Origin of the sequence: Comamonas testosteroni (genome assembly GCF_030505195.1) — a bacterium.
GTDB lineage: Bacteria > Pseudomonadota > Gammaproteobacteria > Burkholderiales > Burkholderiaceae_C > Comamonas > Comamonas testosteroni_G.
Genome location: NZ_CP129672.1, coordinates 2,606,600 through 2,626,515, shown reverse-complemented (window position 1 = coordinate 2,626,515; position 19,916 = coordinate 2,606,600). Strand labels below are relative to the sequence as shown.

Here is a 19,916-nt window from a genome sequence, read left to right as displayed (position 1 = left end):
TGGGGGTTTTGTTTTCCCAGGCCCACGGGCTTTGCCATGACTGAAATCGTGTCTGAATCACAAGAGCAGAAAGCCTCGCAAGCGGCATCGCAGCACAGCGTGCAGGACTCGCAGCCCGGCTCACGCTCGCGCCGAGGCGGCCGTGGCCGCCAGAACCCGGCCCCTGCAGCCAAAGCCGCCCCGCAGGCCGCACGTCCACAACACCCCTTGCTGGAGCAACTGGCACAGTGGCACCCGGCCCTGTTTGGCGAGCAACTGCTGCCCTTCAAGCGCGGCATTTTTGAAGACCTGCTCGCCGCCCACCCGGAGCTGGACAAGGACGCACTCAAAAGCGCGCTGCAACAGCACACCCGCTCCGGTCGCTATCTGGCCGCCATGGCCAGCGGTCATCAGCGCCATGACCTCGATGGCCAGCCCGTCGAAGCCACTTTGCCCGAGCATGTTCACCACGCGCTGATCGAAGTCTTCCGCCGCCGCCAGCAGCGCACGCAGGAAGACCTGACGCCCAAGCTGCGCAACCGCATCGTCGTCGCCTACGAAGCCTCCGGTCTCACCCGCGAGGAATACGCCGAGCGCGTGCAGGGCCGTGACGAAAAGACCAACGCTCTGGTGCTAGATGCTCTGGCCGAGGCCGATGCCCGCGCCGCCAAGGACGAGGCACTGCTGCGCTCCTTCCAGCTCAGCGGTCAGGCTTCGGAGCAGGAGTTCGCCGAGATGTACGGCATGAATCCGCGCCAGGTCGCCCAGCAGCTGGAACGCGCGCGTCGCCGCCAGCAGAATATTCAATAAAAAAAAGCTGCTGGCGCCCATCAGATGGGCACCAGCAGCTATTGATTTTGAATAGATCAGGCCGCGCCGTAGCCCATGACGGCCTTGGTTTCGAGGAAATCGCGGAAACCGTGCTCGCCCCATTCACGGCCATTGCCTGACTGCTTGTAGCCGCCGAACGGCGCATTGAAGTCAGGCCCTGCGCCGTTGAGGTGGACCATGCCAGTGCGCAGGCGCGCGGCCACGCGGCGCGCACGCTCCAGGCTGCCCGATTGCACATAGCCCGAGAGGCCGTACACCGTGTCGTTGGCCATGCGGATGGCGTCTTCCTCGTCATCGTAGGGAATCATCACCAGCACGGGACCGAAGATTTCCTCGCGCGCGATGGTCATGTCGTTGCTCACGTCGGCAAACACCGTGGGTTTGACAAAGTAGCCCTGGGCCAACCCTTCGGGGCGGCCCGTGCCGCCCGCCACCAGGGTCGCGCCCTCTTCAATGCCCTTGCGGATCAGGGCCTGGATCTTGCCCCATTGCGCCTCGCTGACCACAGGGCCCATGTGCATGCCATCGGCCAGCGCATCGGCCACGGTCGCTGCTGCAGCGACGCTGCGTGCGATCTCCACCGCCTGCCCATGCAGGGCGCGCGGCACGAACATGCGCGTGGGGGCATTGCAGCTCTGGCCCGAGTTCATCAGCACCGCCTGCACACCCTGGGTCACCGCCTTTTGCAGGTTGGCGTCATCCAGCACGATGTTGGCGGACTTGCCGCCCAGCTCCTGGGCCACGCGCTTGACGCTGTCAGCCGCGGCCTTGGCCACGGCAATGCCCGCGCGCGTGGAGCCCGTGAAGGTCATCATGTCTATGTCGGGGTGAGAGGACATGGCCTCGCCCACACCGGGGCCGTCGCCGTTGACGAGGTTGAAGACGCCGGCAGGCACGCCCGCCTCGTGCAGCACCTCGGCCACGAGCAGGGCATTGAGCGGGGCGACCTCCGAGGGCTTGAGCACCATGGTGCAGCCAGCGGCCAGGGCCGGCGCAACCTTGCACATGATCTGGTTGATGGGCCAGTTCCAGGGCGTGATCATGCCGACCACGCCCACGGGCTCGTGCACGATGGCCGTGCTGCCCTGCACCTGTTCGAAGGCGAAGTTCTTGAGAACCTCGATGGTGGAGCCCAGATGGGCCACACCCATGGCGGCCTGCGCCGCCTTGGACAGCCACAGCGGCGCCCCCATCTCCTGCGAGATGGTCTGCACAAAGTCGCCGTAGCGGCGCTGGTAGACCTCCAACACCTTGGCCAGCAGGGCCAGGCGCTCTTCGCGGCTGGTGCGCGAGTAGCTCTCGAAGGCGCGGCGCGCGGCGGCCACCGCCTTGTCCACGTCGGCGGCAGAGCCCATGCTGATGCGGGCAATGGCTTGCTCGTTGGAGGGATTGATGACCTCCAGGCTGCGCGGGCTGACCGGATTCACCCATTGGCCGTCGATATAGAACTGCAGATGGTCTTGCATAAGGCTATTTCCTTGGTATCGAGTCAAAAGAAGATATTGGCGATTTGGGGTCGCCGGTGCGTGGCTCGGGCGAGCCGGTGGCCCGGCGTACCGGCGTGGTGAAGTGCAGGCTTCAGGGCTTGGGCCGGATGGCGTCCGCCGTCCCCTGGATGAAGGCCTTGATGGACTCCACATCATCGCCCGACAGCTTGCCCGTGAAGTCCGGCATGCCGCGCGCCATGGCCGGGCCCTTGAAGACGAAGCTGGGCAGGTTCTCGATGTAGCTCGCGTCCATATAGCCCAGATTGGGAATGTTGCCGCCACGGTCCACGCCCGGCACGCCGTGACAGAACACGCAGTTGGCCACATACAGCATGGTGCCGGCTTCGACCTTGGCGGGGTCGTATTTCACGCCCTGCAACAACTGGCCCGTGCGCTGGGCCACGAACTCCGGCATCTTGGCCTTGCCGCCCACGACGAAGGTATAGACCGTGCCCGGGCCCTGGCGCTCGGTGGCGCGCGCAGCCAGACCGTAGACACCGCCCCATCCCACGGCCACAGAGACATACTGCTTGCCGTCCACCAGATAGGTGCTGGGCGCGGCCACCACACCGGTGCCCGTAGGCGCTTCCCACAGCTTTTCGCCGCTGGCCGCGTGATAAGCCACAAAGCGGCCATCAGCCGTGCCCTGGAACACCACATTGCCCGCCGTGGTCAGCGTGCCGCCGTTCCAGGGCGAGACATGTTCCACGCTCCAGGCAGCCTTTTGCGCAACGGGGTCCCAGGCCAGCAGGCGGCCAAAAGGCTTGCTTTTGGGCGGCTCGGCATTGAAGAACTTGGCCGTGTTCCAGCCCGTGCCCGACTGGGGCTTGCCCGGTCCGGCCTGGTTGAACTCCCACTTCTTGTCGTCCATCAGATTGACGGGCACATTCTGCGCAGGCAGATACACCAGGCCCGTCTGGGGGTTGAAGGACATGGGGTGCCAGTTGTGCGCGCCATAGGGGCCCGGAACCGCGTCCTGGGGCTTGCTGCCGTCGCGCGCTGCGGCAATGCCGATGGGCTTGCCATGCTTGTCGTAGCCGCTGGCCCAGTTCACGGGCACGAAGTTCTTGGCCGAGATGAACTTGCCGTTGGTGCGGTCAAGCACGAAGAAGAAGCCGTTCTTGGGCGCATGCAGTATGACCTTGCGCTGCTTGCCGGCGATCTTGATGTCGGCGAGGATCATGGGCTGGGTGGAGGTGTAGTCCCAGTTGTCGCCCGGCGTTTCCTGATAGTGCCACTTGTATTTGCCGGTGTCGGGGTCCAGGGCCACGATGGAGGCCAGGTACAGGTTGTCGCCGCCCTTGGGGCTGCGCACCTTGTGCGACCAGGGCGAGCCATTGCCCGTGCCCACATACATGGTGTTGAGCTCGGGATCGAAGGTCATGCTGTCCCACATGGTGCCGCCGCCGCCGGACTCCCACCACTTGCCGCTGGGGTCCCAGGTCCTGGCGGCGCGCTTCATGGATTCGTCCTCGAAAGGTTTGGACGGATCGCCGGGCACGCTGAACCAGCGCCATTTCTGCTCGCCGGTCTCGGCGTCATAGGCCGTGATGTAGCCGCGCACGCCATATTCGGCGCCGCCGTTGCCGATGATGACCTTGCCCTTGAACACGCGCGGCGTGCCGGTGATGGTCAGCGACCCCTTTTGCCCCTCGAAGGTATTTTGGTGCCAGACCTCCTTGCCCGTGGCGGCATCCAGCGCGATCAGGCGGCCATCCCATGCACCCACATAGACCTTGCCCTTCCACAGCGCCACGCCCCGGTTGACGACGTCGCAGCAACCCTTGAAGCCGGTGCTGCGGTCGATCTGCGGGTCATAGGTCCAGATCCTCTGGCCGGTGCGGGTGTCGATGGCGTGCACCACGCTCCACGAGGCGCTGACGTACATGATGCCGTCCACGACCACCGGCGTGGCCTCCACGCCGCGCGTGGATTCGAGGTTGTACGACCATGCCAGGCCCAGGTCCTTGACGTTGGCGGCGTTGATCTGATCGAGGCGGCTGTAGCGGGTCTCGGCATAGTCCACGCCAGTGGTGGGCCAGTCGGGCGTCTTGGCGGCATTGGCACGAATGAAGGCGCCATCGACGCGCTGCACGGCGGCAGCGGCCTGCGCCGCAGGCTCGGCTTGCGCGAAAGCCGCTGCGCTCCCCAGGCAGGCGGCCAGCAGCCAGACCATGCGGCCTGGCCGTCCGCGAGAGTTGTCGATCAGCCGTTTCATCGAGGTCTCCTGTTGTGATTGCTATGCCGCAAAGCATGGTCCATGGCCTGTTTTTGTTCACGATCGGGATTTCCCCAGGCTCGAACTGTTCCATTGCGGAACACATTGACCGCTCCTGCGGACAGCTTGGACATGACATGAGCGTTGATGAGTCACGCGCGATGGACGCGCTACAGCAGTGCTTCTCGAGCACCGGTGCGGAGCGGGCCTTGCAGGCTCGCCGCCAGTTCTTCGAGGCCGGCATACGCCCCTCGGGCCTGGTCAGCGAGGCGGTCATCCAGTCCTGGCTGCGCAGCCAGCGCCAGCACTGCAATGGCCGGCGGCTGGCTCTGGCTCCCGTCAGCCCCAGCCGGCTGCATGCCACGCAGGAGCGCTGCCGCAGCCTGCTGCAGGCACTGCAGCACGAGCTGCCGACCCTGGAGCAGGCCCTGGCGGGCACCGGCACGCGGGTGATGCTGACGGACGACAAGGGCATCGTGCTCCATGTCTCCCCGGCATCCATGCGGCCCCGTGACGAGCGGGTCGGCCTGAACATGTCCGAGCAGGCCATGGGCACGAACGCACCGGGCATCGTCGCCGCCACCGGCCAGGCCTGCACCGTCACCAACGGCGAGCACTATTTCGACGAACTGCACGCCTTCCGCTGCGCAGCAGCCCCCATACGCGACGTGCATGGCCGCCTGGCCGGGGTGCTCAACCTGATGGTGGAGGAGCAGCATTTCAGCTTCGATGCCAGTCCCGTGGTCGGCATGTATGCCACGACCATCGAAAACACCTTGCTGCAGGCGCAGTCGCACGAGCATCTGGTGCTGCGCTTTCAGGTGACACCGGCACTGCTGCACACGCCGCTGCAGGCGCTGATGGGCGTGGCTGCCGATGGCCGCGTCGCCTGGATGAACGGCACCGCCGCCCAGCTCATCGGCCAGCGCGGCCTCGGTGCGCGCAGCGCTCAGGAGCTGCTGGGCCATGATCTATCTCGCCTGCTGCAACTGAGCGGCCAGCCCGGCCCCGCACCGCTGCGCCTGACCAGCGGCCTGGGCGTCTGGATGCAGGCGCATCTGCAAACCTCGCACGGCCTTGGCACGCACCTGGACACCAGCAGTGCGCAAGACCAGGCCAGCCCCGTAACCACCGAAGCAACGCCCGCCGCCGAGGCGCAGCCCCTGGCGACGCTGCGCGAGCACAGCGCGCAGCTGATCAGGGAGACGCTGGACCAGCATGGCGGCAATGTCTCCCAGGCCGCGCGCGCCCTGGGCATCTCGCGCGGCACGCTGTACCGCCGCCTGCGCGATGGTCGCGACGAGGGTTTGTGAGCCCATTCCCGCCCCATGGCGCAAGACTCTTTTGCGTTCGCCCAGGGTTCCGCCCCGCCCCGCACGGCCCCACAATCTCGGCCGCGCTGCACCGGCCTGCAGCCAAGGAGCGTGTATGTGGTTGGGTTTGTCGCTGTTTTATGTGGGTGCGGTGCTGTTTCTCAACGGCCTGTGGATGCTGGGCAAGATTGCCGACAAGGAGATCTGGGTCATCAATATCTTCACCGGAGTGGTGTCGCTATGCATCGGCCTGGCCAGCATCTTCGGCCCGGCGGCCGACGCGGCATCGGTCAAGAGCGGCGCGCTGACCCTGCTGTTCGCCTTCACCTATCTCTGGGTGGCTTTCAATCGCTTCAGCGGCGCCGACGGCCGCGGTCTGGGCTGGTTCAGCCTGTTCGTGGCGGTCACCGCCGTTCCCGTCGCCCTCGATACACTGACCAGCGCCATCTCGGGGCTGGACTGGTGGATGGGCATCAACTGGGCAGCCTGGGCCGTACTCTGGGCCTTGTTCTTCGCGCTGCTGGCGCTCAAGAAAAGCATTGAGCGCCCCACGGGCTGGCTGTGCATCGCCCAAGGCGTGCTGACGGGCTGGGTGCCCGGATACCTGATCCTGGCGGGGAAGCTCATGTGACCCCCTGAGGCGCTGTGCGCCTGGGCGGCCGGCGCAGGCCCTTCCTCGGTGTCCTTGATGGGGTTTGGGCTATTTTTTCGGTGCTCTGCCCAAGGTGGCCAGCAAGGCTGCTCCCATGATGAGCGCACCGCCGGCCAGCGTACGCGCCGAGAGCACCTCATGGGCGATCAGCACCGAGGAGACGCTGGCAAACACCACTTCGCTGAGCATGACCACCGAGGTCACGCCTGAAGGCAGATGGGCGGCACCGAATTGCAGGGCCCAGTTGCCCAGCATCAGCAGCCCAGCCAGGCCCAGTGCCACCAGGGCCCAGCTGCCGTCGAAGGCTGGAAAGCCCGGCACCACACCCAGGCTGCTGGCGGTCAGGGCGGTCAGGGCGGTCAGCAGGCCCATGCTCATGCAGCCGGCAAACATGGCCAGCATGCGGGCCTGGGCCGGAATGCCTTGAAAGCGGCGCAGCAACACATTGGTCAGCGCAAACATGAAGCCGCCGAACACGGCCAGCGCATCGGCCACGGTGAGACCGGCAAACAGCCCGGAGAGCGAGGCATCGGCGGGCAGCAACACCAGCACCACACCGCCAAAGGCCAGCAACAGGCGCAGCAGCGCCATGGGCGTGGGCTTTTCGCCCAGCAGCTTCCAGGCCAGCAGTACCGCCCAGGCCGGCATGAGATAGAACAGCAAGATGACGCGCACCACGTCGCCCACGGTCACGGCCCAGTTGAAGGCCACATTGTTCAGGCCCGAACTGGCAGCCAGCAGCAGGAGCGCCGGGTATTGCCAGGCCTGCCTGAGGCTGGCGGGGCGCAGCGCCAGCAGACCGGCCAGCACCAGCGCATACATCGATGCCGTGGCCCACAGCGGATGCAGTCCGGCCTCATGCATGAGACGAAATGGCCACCAGGACAACCCCCAGATCAGGGCATTGAGCAGCAGCGCAAATACAGGCAGTGGACTATGCATAAAAAAGACTTCTAACACTTGCTCTGCAAGCGTTAGAAGCTATTGATTGTGTAGTGAGTGCAGCTTGCCGGGGCCCGCTGCAGGGCGTCAATGGCAGTCGCGGCGGGCGACTTCCAGCAGCTTTTCAACCTCTGCCGAGTGCCTTCTGCAATTATTCCAGTGCCAAATACCGATCAGCACCATGCTAGCGGCAACCAGCAGACCGAATACCGTGATCGCACCAAAGGCAGTCAATCCCATCTTGGTGGACAGGCTGTAGAAACCGCCCATGGCCAGAATGGCCAGTTGCTCGTTGAAGTTCTGTACCGCAATCGAGCGACCCGCGCCCATGAGATTGTGGCCGCGATGCTGCAGCAGGGCATTCATGGGCACGACCAGAAAGCCACCCAGACCGCCAAGCAAAATGAGGAAGGGCACGGCCACCCAGAGATTGTCGATAAAGATCATGCAGACCACGAGCAGGCCCATGAGCGCGCCCAGGGGAATCACCCGCGTGGCGTTGTCCAGGCGCATGCGCATGGATGCCAGCACGGCACCAACGGCCGTGCCTATTGCCACCACCCCCACCAGGGCCGAAGCCTGGGTGGTGCTGTAACCCAGGGCTGCGGCCCCCCAGGCCAGCACGATATAGCGCAAATTGCCCGACGCCCCCCAGAACAGCGTGGTGGTGGACAGCGAAATCTGGCCCAGCTTGTCGGCCCACAGGCGTTTGCTGCAGCGCCAGAAGTCGGGCAGCAGGCCCAGCAGATTGGCCACCAGGCTCTTGTTCGGGTCTTCGCGCAGCGGGCGCATGGCCACGCCCGTCAGCGGAATATGCAGATTGAACCAGGCCGCCACGACGTAGATCAGGATCAGCAGGGCAATTGCGGCCTCGGCAGGGGTGTCCACGCCGGTATCGAGATACGGGAAGTCAAAAGCCAGCAGATGCCCGGAAATGGTCGGCCCCACCAGTTGGCCGCCCACCAGCACGCCCAAAATGATGGAGGTGATGGTCAGCCCCTCGATCCAGCCATTGGCCTTGACCAGCTGGGAGGCCGGCAGCAGCTCGGTCAGGATGCCGTACTTGGCCGGCGAATAGGCGGCCGCGCCCAGCCCGATGACGGCATAGGCGATCAAGGGATGATGGCCGAAGAGCATCATCAGACAACCTATCACCTTGATGGCGTTGCTGATGAACATGACCTTGCCCTTGGGCAATGCGTCCGCAAAGGCTCCGACAAAGGGCGCCAGAACCACGTAGAACAGTGCAAACATGGGCACCAGGGCAGCACGTTGCCACTCAGGGGCACCATTGGCACGCAACAGCTCTACAGCGGTCACAAACAAGGCGTTGTCTGCCAGCGAGCTGAAAAACTGCGCTGACATGATGGTGTAGAAACCGCGCTTCATGAATTAGCTGGAACTGGCATCGGCTGGACCGATGCCGAGTAAATAAGAGACCCCGTGGCAAGTGACTGGCGGTTATATCACGCAGGCTTGAGCCTACAGTGCCAGAATCCCACTGGTCTGATTGAGAAAAACCATGCCCCGTCCCATTATTGCCACCATCCATCCTGAAGCCATTCGCCACAATCTGGAGCGGGTGCGGCAGACCGTCCCCGATGCCAAATTGTGGTCCGTGATCAAAGCCAACGCTTATGGCCACGGTATCGAAAACGTGTTCGACGGCCTGCGAGCGACAGACGGTTTCGCCATGCTGGACCTCGATGAGGCCCAGCGCGTGCGCAATCTGGGCTGGCGCGGCCCCATCCTGCTGCTCGAAGGCGTGTTCGAGCTGCGCGACCTGGAAATCTGCTCGCGCCTGGGCATCTGGCATGCCGTGCACTGCGACGAACAGATCGACTGGCTGGCCGCGCACAAGACCCAGGTCGGCCACCGAATCTTCCTCAAGATGAACAGCGGCATGAACCGGCTGGGCTTTACACCCGAGCGTTTTCGTGCGGCTTATGCGCGGCTGAACGCCCTGCCCCAGGTCGACGAGATCTCGTTCATGACCCACTTCAGCGATGCCGATGTGGAGCATGGCATGGACCACCAGCTCCGGGTCTTTCACGAAACCACGCTGGACCTGCCCGGCGAGCGCAGCATCAGCAACAGCGCTGCCACCTTGCTGCATGGTGACGAGAACAATGTGCGCTGCGACTGGGTGCGCCCCGGCATCGTGCTCTACGGCAGCTCGCCAGACTTCCCCACCCATGATGCGGCGCACTGGGGTCTTGAGCCGACCATGACGCTGTCGTCCAAAATCATCGGAACGCAGGAGCTGCATGCCGGCGACACCGTGGGCTACGGCTCGCGTTTTCAGTGCGACGGACCGCTGCGCCTGGGCGTGGTGGCCTGCGGCTATGCGGACGGCTATCCGCGCGTCTGCCCCACGGGTACGCCCGTGCTGGTGGACGGTGTGCGCACCCGCACCCTGGGCCGCGTCAGCATGGACATGATGGCCGTGGACCTGAGCCCCGTTCCCAAGGCCAGGCTGGGCAGCGAGGTCACGCTCTGGGGTCGCGCCAGCAATGGCGCCGTGCTGCCCATCGACGAGGTAGCCGCTGCGGCCGGCACGCTGGGCTATGAGCTGATGTGCGCCGTGGCTCCCCGCGTGCCCAAGCAGGTGGAGGGTGCGGGCAAATAAGACTGCCCGCCTCCCCAAAATCAGAAGCCGCTGCATGGCAGCGGCTTTTTTGCGGACCCGGCAGGCGCGGGCTAGACGGCGTGGTGACTGGCGCCACCGTCATGGCACAGACTTGCAACTCGAGCCACGATGTCGTCAATCTGCGCTTCGTCACAGATCAGCGGCGGCAACAGACGAATCGTGCGCTCACGGGTCACGGTAATCAGCAATCGCTGTTCGGCCAGCGCGCGGCCGACCAGCTCCTGGCAGTTGCGCTTCAACTCGACCCCTGCCATCAGCCCCAGGCCTCGGATGGCCTGCACATCTGGGTGCCCTGCCAGAGCCAGCCGCAGCCCGGCCAACAGGCGCTCGCCCAGCAGGGCTGCCCGCTGCGCCATACCGTCTCTTTCCATGATGCCCAGCACCGTGCAGGCGACTCGGCAGGCCAGCGGATTGCCACCGAAGGTGGAGCCGTGCTGGCCCGGGGAGAACAGATCGGCGGCGGCGCCGCGCGCCAGACAGGCGCCGATGGGAACACCATTGCCCAATGCCTTGGCCAGGGTCATCACATCGGGCGTGATCCCGGCGTGATGGTGTGCGAACCAGGCCCCCGTGCGGCCCAGGCCGGTCTGGATCTCGTCGAGCATCAGCAGCCAGCCCTGGCTGTCGCAGAGCTCGCGCAGAGCGCGCAGGTAGCCGGGACTGGCGACACGGATGCCGCCTTCACCCTGTACGGGCTCGACCAGCACGGCGACGATACCTGGTGCTTCCCGGGCCGCGCGGCGCACCGCATCGATGTCGTCATAGGGCACGCGCACGAAGCCGGGCATCTGCGGCTCGAAGCCCTGTTGCTTGGCCGCATTGCCCGTGGCGGCGAGCGTCGCCAGCGTGCGGCCGTGAAAAGCGTTCTCCATCACGAGAATTTGCGGCTGAGCCACCTGCTTGCGATGCCCGTGCAGACGGGCGAGCTTGAGAGCCGTCTCATTGGCCTCGGCACCCGAATTGCAGAAGAACACTTTTTCCATGCCGGCGAGCGCGCACAAGCGCTCGCCAAGCTGCTCTTGCCAGTCGATACGGAACACGTTGGAGGTATGCAGCAGCGTGGCGGCTTGATCGGCCATGACGGCAGCAATCTCGGGATGGGCATGGCCCAGGCTGGTGACGGCCACTCCGGCGATGGCGTCCAGGTATTCCCTCCCTTGCTCATCCCAGAGGCGCGCGCCGCGCCCTCGCACAAAAGAAACGGGCTGGCGGGCGTATGCCCGCATCAGGTGAGAGTCGGTTTGCAACATGCAATGCTCCGGTGGGATGTGAAGGAGAGCTGGCGGGAATCAACCAGTTCAGGAGAACTCTGCAGCGGCTCAAGGCCCGGTGTCAGTGGCAAAAATCGCGCATCACGCCTGCCGGGCATGGCGCAGCACCCGCAGGACCTGGCGGCAGATCGGCCGGCTCGCTACGGCCGCAACGCGCAGCGTGGGCACAAGACACTTGCGATTGCGCCGATGCCATGTCAGTCGGTAGCGGATTCCCGCGTATCCGGATCAGAGCGCGTTGGCCAGTAATAGCTATCGGGTAACGGACGCGCGCCGAAGATGGCCTGCCCCACGCGCACCACGGTGGCGCCCTCCTCGATGGCAATCTCGAAGTCGCCGGACATCCCCATCGACAGAGCATCCAGTTCCATGCCCGCGGGCGCGCTTTGCCGCAACTGATCGCGCAGCTGACGCAGGACAATGAAGCACCGACGCACCCGTTCGGCTTCGGCGGAAAACAGCGCCAGCGTCATCAGACCGCGCACGCGCAACGCGGAAAACACGGGCAGTTGCTGGATGAAGTCCGGCACGGCCTCGGGACTCAAGCCATATTTGCTGGCCTCGCCCGAGGTATTGACCTGCACAAACACGTCCAGCGACCGCCCTTGGGCCTGCAGATGCCTGTCCAGCGCCTCGGCCACGCGCAGGCTGTCCAGGGTCTGGAACTCGCTGGCAAAGCGCGCCACCAGCCTGGCCTTGTTGGTCTGCAGGTGGCCGATGACCGAGCAGTGCAGATCGGTCAGCTCCTGCATGGACTCCCATTTGCCAAAAGCCTCCTGCACCTTGTTCTCGCCCAGCCAGCGGCAGCCCGCCGCATAGGCCAGACGCAGGCTGGCTTGTGGCTTGGTCTTGCTGACGGGCAGCAAGCGCACGCTAGCTGGATCACGCCCCACGCGCCGGCAGGCAGCGGCAATGCGCTCCTGCACGGTGGCGAGGTTGCTGCGGAAATCCTCTACCGTACAGGCTTCGGGATACAGGCCATGCCGATCGTGGCGGGTCAGGGTTTCTGAAGTCATGGACACCCCCTCATGCTTTTTCGATGGCGGCTGTCGCGTCCGGCCGTGCGCTCCACGGCATCTGCCCGTTGAGCACCGCGTAGGAGAACAGTCCGATGATCAGGCCCCAGAAGGCGCCGCCGATACCCAGCAACGTGATGTTGGCTGCGGCGGCCAGGAAAGTGATCAAGGCGGCCTCGCGGCCCTTGGCATCCGTCAGGGCCGCAGCCAGACTGCCACCGATGGTTCCCAGCAGGGCAAGGCCTGCCAGCGTGGTGATGAAGGTGGCAGGAAACGCCATGAAGACCGCCGCCAGCGTGACCCCGAACATGCCGACCAGGATGTAGCACACGCCTGCAGCAACGCCGGCAATCCAGCGCCTGGACGGATCTTCATGCGCCTGCGGGCCCGTGGCGATGGCGGCCGTGATCGCGGCGATGTTGAATGCGTGCGAGCCAAACGGTGCCATGAGCAGCGATCCCAGGCCCGTGATCGTGACGATGGGGTTGGCACTGGTCTTGAAGCCATCGTTGCGCAGCACCAGCATGCCGGGCATGTACTGCCCGGTCAGCGTGATGAGAAACAGCGGCAGCGCGACGCTGAGCAGGGCATTGGGCGAGAACTCCGGCCTGGTGAACACGGGAGCAGCGAGTTTCAACTCCAGCCCGGACAGATCAACCCGGTTCTGAGACAGCAAAAAGATCAGCCCCAGCACCAGAATGCCGACAACGGCATAGCGTGCTGACATCCGCTTGAGCATCACATAGGCCACGATCAGCAGGCCCGCCAGCGTGGGATCGACGCTCATGCCGCCAAACGCCTTGATGCCGAATTGCAGCAGGATGCCCGCGAGCAGCCCGGCCGCAATACCGGCAGGGATCAGCCGGATGACGCGCTCGAAATATCCCGACAGTCCCAGCACCACGAAAGCCAGCGCCGAGACCAGGTAGGCTCCCACTGCCTCGGCATAGGGCGTGGTCGCCAAGGCCGTCACCAGGAATGCCGCAGCAGGAGTGGACCAGGCCGTGATGATGGGCTCGCGCGTCACCCAGCTCAGCAGCAGACCTGTCACCCCTACGCCAATCGAAATCGACCATACCCAGGAGGCCGTCAGTTCCGGTCCGAGGCCAGCCACCTTGGCCGCCTGGAACACCAAAATGAAGGTGCCGCCGTAGTTGACGATGACCGAGATCAGGCCTGCCACGATGGGATGAAGGAGATCGTTCCAGCGCGGGGAGGCTGGCGAATGGATGGTTGGCATGTCTTGCTGTAGCTCTTGAAAATTGATCGGCCCTGAGGGCATTCGATTTATAGAATCGAAATGGACTGATGTTCCCAGCCACTTTTTTGAAGGCATACAGACCAATTGTTCAAGCACGCCCAACTCGAATCCGTCAAGGCCTGGATCAGCGACCCCGCTCATGGCCTCTTGCCGCTGCATGCCCGCATCCAGCGAGCCCTGCGCCAGCTGATCCTCGATGGCGCGCTGGACGTGGGCCGGCGCCTGCCGGCATCGCGCGCCCTGGCCCAATCGCTGGCCGTCTCGCGCGATACGGTGGAGGCCGCCTATGGCCAGTTGCATGCCGAAGGCTTTATCGAACGACGCACGGGCAGCGGCAGCTTTGTGTCCGAGCAGGTGCAGCGCCTTCCGGGGCGCGGCCTGATGCACAGCCCTGCGGGGCACGCTCCCGCCTTGCGCTTGAGCCAGCGCGGCGCAGCCATGTTCGCGGGCGGTGGCCTGCGTGATTTCCTGGCACCACGCGCTTTTGCGCCCGGTGTGCCGGAGACACGCAACTTTCCGCTTCAGACCTGGGAGCGGTTGCAGCGACAGGTATTCAAGGAGTACGGCACCCAGGCTCTGCTGCACAGTCCGCCACAGGGCATCGAGGCTTTGCGCCAGGCCATTGCCACCTATGTGAACCTGGAGCGCGGCGCGCGCGCCACGCCCGAACGCGTGCTGGTGCTGACCAGCTCGCAGCAGGCGCTGACCCTGTGCGCCAACGTTCTGCTCGATGCCGGTGATCGCATCTTCATCGAAGACCCGGTGTATCACGGCGCACGCAAGGCCTTCGATGCCGCGGGGCTGGAATGTGTGCCCGTGCCGCTGGATGCCGATGGCATGCAGGTGGATCTGTTGCAGACCATGCCGTGCGCCAAGGCGGTGTTCCTGACGCCCTCCCACCAGTTCCCGACGGGCACCACGCTGGCCCTGGATCGCCGACTGGCTGCCATAGCCTGGGCGCAGCAGGAGCAGGCGTGGATCATCGAAGATGACTACGACAGCGAATTCCACTATGCCGGCAAGCCCACGGCCTGCGTGCAGGGGCTGGACCCGCACGAGCGCACGATCTATGTCGGCACCTTCACCAAGTCGATGTTCCCTGGGCTACGCATAGGCTACATGGTGTTGCCGACTTCGCTGGTTGCCCCCATGACGGTGGCGCGGACCTTGCTGGATGGACACAGCGCACCCATTGCGCAATTGACGCTGGCGCGGTTCATCGAAGGCGGGCACCTGGGAGCGCATGTGCGTACCATGCGCGCCGTCTATGCCGAGCGGCGTGACGTGCTGGCGCGGCTGGTGCGCGAGCATCTGGGGGATTTTCTGGAGCCTCGGGTGCCTGCGGGCGGCATGCAGATGCCGTGTACCTTGATTCGCGACATCTCCGAGCGCACCGCAGTCGATTGCGCTCGCACAGCAGGCATCGACCTGCTCGGGTTGACCCAGTTGCATGCATCGAGCCGGCACCAGGCGGGTTTCCTCATGGGATTTGCAGCTCACACACCGCATGAGCTGGAAGTCGCTGCCCGGAAGCTGGCGCGCGTGTTGCGTGCGCTGTGCATCTGAGCGGCTGCACCGGTGCCTCGCCGGGCTCGACGGCCTGCGCCTGTGCCCCATCGACAGCAGATCTGGTGAGCCTGATTTTGCCTGGATGACTCCTCGCCAAGACCCGGACAGTGTCAGCCTGCCAGCTCCCGCAGCGCCGCCAGCAGCTGGTTCACATCGGCCTCGGTATGCAGTGCCGACAAGGCGATGCGCAGCCGCGCCGTGCCCACGGGCACAGTGGGAGGACGAATCGCCGGCACCCACAGGCCATGGCGGCGCAGCCCTTCCATAAGGCCGAGCGCGGCATCGTTGCCGCCCACCACCAGGGCCTGCACGGCGGTATGCGACGGCACAAGCCGCCAGCCCTTGCCCTGCAGCAGGGGCTGCAGACCCGCGCGCAACTGGGCAATACGGGCCTGCAGCTGCTCGCGCAAGACACTCTCCTGCTCTATCAGCTGCAAGCTGGTCTGCAGGGCACGCGCCAGCATCGCCGGTGCTGCGGTCGCAAAGGTGTAGCTGCGCGTTTTCTGCAGCAGCCATTCGATCAGCAGTTCATGGCCTGCCACAAAGGCACCCGAGACGCCGGCCGCCTTGCTCAGCGTGGCCATGTACAGCACGCGTGGCGAAGCCTTGGCCCCCGTCAGCCCTGCAGCAGCCAGGCTGCCGCGGCCTTGGGGGCCGAGCACGCCAAAGCCGTGGGCATCGTCGAGCAGCAGCAGCGCGTCATGGCGCTCGCACAGCGCCAGCAGGCCCTCGATATCGGCCACATTGCCGTCCATGCTGAAGACGGCATCGCTCACCACCAGCTTGCGCTGCACCGGGCAAGCAGCCAGCAGCTGCTCCAGGGTCGCGAGATCGCCATGCTCGAAGCGGTGAATCTGTGCACGCGACAGACGGCAGCCGTCGATCAGGCTGGCGTGGTTCAGAGCGTCCGAAAAAATGGCGTCACCCGCCCCCACCAGCGCCGGGATGATGCTGGCGTTGGTGGCGAACCCGGCATAGAAGTAAAGCGCACGGGGCAATTGCACAAAGCGGGCCAGCTCCTGCTCCAGCGCGGCATTGGCCGTGCTATGGCCGTTGACCATGGGAGAGCCGCCCGAGCCCACGCCAAAGTCCTGCGCACCCGCGCAAGCCGCCTCGATCATGGCCGGGTGCTGGGCCAGCCCCAGATAGTCGTTGCTGCAGAACTGCAGCATGGGCTGCCCGTCGACCAGGATGCGCGCGCCTTGCAGGGGCGCTACGGTACGACGGGTACGGCGCAGCGCGGCGGCGTCCAGGGCAGCCAGCTGCTGTGGAATATCCTGCAGCCAGAAATTGGAAGATGCGGTCATTGCCATTCCTTGGGCAAAGAGAAACCGGTCAGACGAGGATCGGGAGTGGCCTGCCACGGAATATCGGCCAGCAGCGGCGCGCCAAGCCGTCCCAGCTGGTTGCGCAGCCAGTCCATGTTTTCCTCGGGCACCAGCATCTGCGGCTCCACACGGCTTGCCACCCAGCCCGCCAGCGGCAAGCCGGCGGCGCGAATCGCCTCGGCGGTCAGCACCGCATGGTTCAGGCAACCGAGCTTGAGGCCCACCACCAGCACCACGGGCAGCTGCAGCGCCACGGCCAGATCGGCAATGCAAAGAGAGTCCGACAGCGGCACGCGCCAGCCGCCCGCGCCCTCGACCACCACGGCATCGGCCTGCGCGGCCAGCTGCCGGTAGGCGTCGAGAATCGGCGCCAGCGTCACCTCCACGCCTGCGCGCCGCGCCGCGATATGCGGCGACATGGGGTCGGGCAGCAGCACGGGGTTGTCCAGCGCTGCCACCACGGCCAGCGTGGAGGCAGCGCGCAGGGCCACCGTGTCTTCGTTGACCCAGCCGCCCTGCCCGTCGGGATCGGCCCCCGCGGCCACGGCTTTCATGCCCACCACGCGCGGATGATGGCCCGCCAGTGCGTGCAGCAGCGCGCAGCTGGCCAGGGTCTTGCCCACACCGGTATCGGTGCCCGTGACGAAACAGCCGATCATGCTTCTGCCTTCTTCGCGGCAAGCTCCGCTTCCTGCTGCAAGGCGGTGTTCAGCGCGGCCAGCGCGGCCTGGCCCAGGTGGGCGATATCGGCGTCGTCCAGCACATAGGGCGGCATGCAGTACAGCGTGCGTCCGATGGGGCGCAGCAGCAGGCCCAGATCCAGCGCCGCCTGGTGGTAGCGCTGCGCAAAGTCCGGCAAGGCGGTATCGATGTCCCAGGCCCAGATCATTCCCTGTTGGCGCGCGTTGCTGACGCGGGGGTGAGCATTCAGCCCGGCGAATGCCGCACTGATTTTCCGGGCCAGCTGCCGATTGGCGGCCAGCGGGTCCAGTTGCTCGAACAGCTCCAGCGTGGCCACGGCAGCGCGGCAGGCCAGGGGGTTTCCGGTATAGGAGTGCGAATGCAGAAAGCCGCGCGCAGCATCGTCGTCATAAAACGCGGCATAGACCTCATCGGTCGTCAGCACGGCAGACAAGGGCAGCGTGCCGCCGGTCAACCCTTTGGACAGGCAGATGAAGTCCGGCCTGATGCCGGCCTGCTGGTGGGCGAACAGGCTGCCGGTACGGCCAAAGCCCACGGCGATCTCGTCCACCACCAGATGCACCGCATAGCGGTCGCACAGCGCTCTGGCCAGACGCAGATATTCGGCATCGTGCATGGCCATGCCGGCGGCGCACTGCACCAGCGGCTCCAGAATCAGGGCCGCAGTCTCCTGGTGATGCGCTTGCAGCCAGGCCTCCAGGCCCTGTGCTGCGCGGCGTGCCACATCGGCAGCGGTTTCGCCGGGCCTGGCCAGGCGTGCATCGGGGCTGGGCACGGTGGCCGACAGACGCACCAGGGGGCCATAGGCATCGCGAAACAGCGCAATATCGGTGACCGACAGCGCGCCTACGGTCTCGCCGTGGTAGCCGCCGGCCAGGCCCACGAAACGGTGCTTGGCGGGATGCCCCTGGTTGCGCCAGTAATGGGCGCTCATCTTCAGTGCGATCTCGGTGGCCGACGCGCCGTCGCTGCCATAGAACGCATGGCCCAGGCCAGTCAGACCGGCCAGACGCTCGGACAGCTCGACCACGGGGGCGTGGGTGAAACCGGCCAGCATCACATGATCGAGCTTGTGCATCTGCTCGGTCAGCGCCGCCCGGATATGCGGATGCGAGTGACCGAACAGATTGACCCACCAGGAACTGATACCGTCCAGATAGCGGCGGCCATCGGTATCCACCAACCAGGGCCCGATGGCATGGTCAATGGCAATCGGCGGCGCCGCTTCGTGCCGCTTCATCTGGGTGCAAGGGTGCCAGACATGGCGCACGCTGCGGCTGGCAAGACTGTGGTCCATCAAAAACTCCTGAGGCGAATCACCGGCCTTGCCGGATCGCAGGCACGGCGGGGCCTGACCTGAGCAAGAGGCCAGGCCAGACAATCCGGAAAGACAAACCCCCGGCGCGATGGCCGGGGAAGGTTCAGGGATCAGCTCGCGGCCGATGCCCCCAGGCCCTTGAGGCCCAGCTTGCGCATCAAGGTGGTATCGGCCTGCACATCGGGATTGCCGGTCACCAGCAGCTTGTCGCCGTAGAAGATGGAATTGGCCCCGGCCATGAAGCACAGGGTCTGCACGGCCTCACCCAGTTGCTGGCGGCCGGCCGACAGGCGCACGCGGGCCTTGGGCATGGTGATGCGCGCCACGGCGATCACACGGACAAAGTCCAGCGGATCCACCGGCTCGCTGTCGGCCAGCGGCGTGCCGGGCACGGGCACCAGGCTGTTGATGGGCACGGACTCGGGGTAGGGCTGCATATTCGCCAGCTGGGCAATCAGGCCGGCACGATGGACCTCGGTCTCGCCCATGCCGATGATGCCGCCGCAGCACACGCTGATGCCCGCATCGCGCACGGCCGACAGCGTGTCCAGCCGATCCTGGTACTGGCGCGTGCTGACCACATCCTTGTAATACTCGGGCGCGGTGTCGAGGTTGTGGTTGTAGTAGTCGAGACCCGCATCGCGCAGCGATGCCGCCTGATGGGGCTGCAGCATGCCCAGCGTGGCGCAGGTCTGCATGCCCAGGCCCTTCACCGCGCCGATCAGCTCGTTCATCTTCTCGATGTCACGGTCCTTGGGCGCGCGCCAGGCGGCGCCCATGCAAAAGCGCGTGGCCCCGGCATCCTGAGCGGCCTTGGCGGCGCGGGTGACCTCCTCCACGCTCATCAGCTTCTCGGCCTTCACGCCCGTGTCGAACTCGGCCGACTGCGGGCAGTAGCCGCAGTTCTCGGGACAGCCGCCGGTCTTGACGGACAGCAGGGTTGCCAGCTCGATCTCGCCCGCCGGCCAGTTCTCGCGATGCACGCTCTGGGCTCGGTGCAGCAAGTCCAGGAAAGGCATATCCAGCAGGGACTGCACGGCCTCCACGGGCCAGCGCTGCGCTTCGGGCGCCGCAGCGGGCTTGGCCGGCGCATGCCAGTGCATGGTCTGGCTGCCGCAGGCGTCGGCTTGCTGTGCGTCGGCGGTGCGGGCTGGGTGGTCTTGCTCGGGCATGGAATGGGACATCGCGGTCTCTCCTCAATCGGGGGAATGCCGCGCATTTTGGGCATAAAAATCAAGGATTTACAGAGCCCGCATGCAAATAGTTGACCACCAAAGAGTTGCAGCAAGAAGCGCTATTTTTGAATGCCATTTCAATGCATTTGACGGATTTTCAGCGCGCATTCGAAACAGCCAGCTATAACTTCCGTCAACTGCAGC

The 19,916-nt window shown here is 65.4% G+C and carries 16 protein-coding genes; 5 read left to right on the top strand and 11 right to left on the bottom strand.

Annotated elements, in window-relative coordinates; genetic code table 11:
• The first annotated feature begins 36 nt into the window (after positions 1-36).
• Positions 37-789 (top strand): ProQ/FinO family protein, encoded by a 753-nt coding sequence (locus QYQ99_RS11915; RefSeq protein WP_302092828.1) that lies wholly within the window; start codon positions 37-39, stop codon positions 787-789.
• A gap of 56 nt (positions 790-845) precedes the next feature.
• Here the strand turns inward: QYQ99_RS11915 and QYQ99_RS11910 are convergent, their stop codons facing one another.
• Positions 846-2,276: an aldehyde dehydrogenase family protein gene (locus QYQ99_RS11910; RefSeq protein ID WP_302092827.1), complete on the bottom strand. Its 1,431-nt coding sequence runs from the start codon at positions 2,274-2,276 to the stop codon at positions 846-848.
• A gap of 112 nt (positions 2,277-2,388) precedes the next feature.
• Positions 2,389-4,515 carry a PQQ-dependent dehydrogenase, methanol/ethanol family gene (locus QYQ99_RS11905; RefSeq protein WP_302092826.1) on the bottom strand — a complete coding sequence of 709 codons (2,127 nt, stop codon included), beginning with the start codon at positions 4,513-4,515 and terminating at the stop codon, positions 2,389-2,391.
• A 161-nt stretch (positions 4,516-4,676) separates the two neighbouring features.
• On the opposite strand from QYQ99_RS11905, the gene QYQ99_RS11900 reads away from it, so the two are divergent.
• Both QYQ99_RS11900 and QYQ99_RS11895 read left to right on the top strand, forming a co-directional pair.
• Positions 4,677-5,828 (top strand): helix-turn-helix domain-containing protein, encoded by a 1,152-nt coding sequence (locus QYQ99_RS11900; RefSeq protein WP_302093160.1) that lies wholly within the window; start codon positions 4,677-4,679, stop codon positions 5,826-5,828.
• Positions 5,829-5,943: 115 nt separating this feature from the next.
• Positions 5,944-6,459 (top strand): AmiS/UreI family transporter, encoded by a 516-nt coding sequence (locus QYQ99_RS11895; RefSeq protein ID WP_302092825.1) that lies wholly within the window; start codon positions 5,944-5,946, stop codon positions 6,457-6,459.
• Between the two features lie 69 nt (positions 6,460-6,528).
• Here the strand turns inward: QYQ99_RS11895 and QYQ99_RS11890 are convergent, their stop codons facing one another.
• Both QYQ99_RS11890 and lplT read right to left on the bottom strand, forming a co-directional pair.
• Positions 6,529-7,422 carry a DMT family transporter gene (locus QYQ99_RS11890; RefSeq protein WP_302092824.1) on the bottom strand — a complete coding sequence of 298 codons (894 nt, stop codon included), beginning with the start codon at positions 7,420-7,422 and terminating at the stop codon, positions 6,529-6,531.
• An 87-nt stretch (positions 7,423-7,509) separates the two neighbouring features.
• Positions 7,510-8,811 carry a lysophospholipid transporter LplT gene (lplT, locus tag QYQ99_RS11885; protein WP_302092823.1) on the bottom strand — a complete coding sequence of 434 codons (1,302 nt, stop codon included), beginning with the start codon at positions 8,809-8,811 and terminating at the stop codon, positions 7,510-7,512.
• A gap of 133 nt (positions 8,812-8,944) precedes the next feature.
• Between lplT and alr the strand changes: the two genes are divergently transcribed.
• Positions 8,945-10,051 carry an alanine racemase gene (alr, locus tag QYQ99_RS11880; RefSeq protein ID WP_302092822.1) on the top strand — a complete coding sequence of 369 codons (1,107 nt, stop codon included), beginning with the start codon at positions 8,945-8,947 and terminating at the stop codon, positions 10,049-10,051.
• Between the two features lie 71 nt (positions 10,052-10,122).
• Here alr and QYQ99_RS11875 read toward each other — a convergent pair whose 3' ends face one another.
• The 3 genes from QYQ99_RS11875 to QYQ99_RS11865 all read right to left on the bottom strand — a co-directional run bounded on the left by QYQ99_RS11875 (position 10,123) and on the right by QYQ99_RS11865 (position 13,599).
• Positions 10,123-11,322: an aspartate aminotransferase family protein gene (locus QYQ99_RS11875; RefSeq protein WP_302092821.1), complete on the bottom strand. Its 1,200-nt coding sequence runs from the start codon at positions 11,320-11,322 to the stop codon at positions 10,123-10,125.
• 218 nt (positions 11,323-11,540) lie between these two features.
• On the bottom strand, positions 11,541-12,359 hold the full coding sequence (locus tag QYQ99_RS11870) for a YggS family pyridoxal phosphate-dependent enzyme (protein WP_302092820.1): 819 nt from the start codon (positions 12,357-12,359) through the stop codon (positions 11,541-11,543).
• A 10-nt stretch (positions 12,360-12,369) separates the two neighbouring features.
• Positions 12,370-13,599: a benzoate/H(+) symporter BenE family transporter gene (locus QYQ99_RS11865; protein WP_302092819.1), complete on the bottom strand. Its 1,230-nt coding sequence runs from the start codon at positions 13,597-13,599 to the stop codon at positions 12,370-12,372.
• Positions 13,600-13,704: 105 nt separating this feature from the next.
• Between QYQ99_RS11865 and QYQ99_RS11860 the strand changes: the two genes are divergently transcribed.
• Positions 13,705-15,186, top strand: a complete 1,482-nt coding sequence (locus QYQ99_RS11860) for a PLP-dependent aminotransferase family protein (protein WP_302092818.1) — start codon at positions 13,705-13,707, stop codon at positions 15,184-15,186.
• A gap of 113 nt (positions 15,187-15,299) precedes the next feature.
• Here the strand turns inward: QYQ99_RS11860 and bioF are convergent, their stop codons facing one another.
• The 4 genes from bioF to bioB form a co-directional block, all read right to left on the bottom strand.
• Positions 15,300-16,496, bottom strand: a complete 1,197-nt coding sequence (gene bioF, locus QYQ99_RS11855) for an 8-amino-7-oxononanoate synthase (protein ID WP_302092817.1) — start codon at positions 16,494-16,496, stop codon at positions 15,300-15,302.
• Entirely contained in the window at positions 16,493-17,176 is a 684-nt protein-coding gene (gene bioD, locus QYQ99_RS11850) for a dethiobiotin synthase (protein ID WP_302092816.1), read from the bottom strand. The genes bioF and bioD overlap by 4 nt, the downstream gene beginning before the upstream one ends.
• Positions 17,173-18,516, bottom strand: coding sequence for an adenosylmethionine--8-amino-7-oxononanoate transaminase (bioA, locus tag QYQ99_RS11845; RefSeq protein WP_302092815.1), 1,344 nt, complete (start codon positions 18,514-18,516; stop codon positions 17,173-17,175). The genes bioD and bioA overlap by 4 nt, the downstream gene beginning before the upstream one ends.
• Positions 18,517-18,647: 131 nt before the next feature.
• The gene (bioB, locus tag QYQ99_RS11840; RefSeq protein WP_302093159.1) at positions 18,648-19,640 is read right to left on the bottom strand and encodes a biotin synthase BioB; all 993 of its coding nucleotides are present in this window, start codon (positions 19,638-19,640) and stop codon (positions 18,648-18,650) included.
• Between the last annotated feature and the right edge of the window lie 276 nt (positions 19,641-19,916).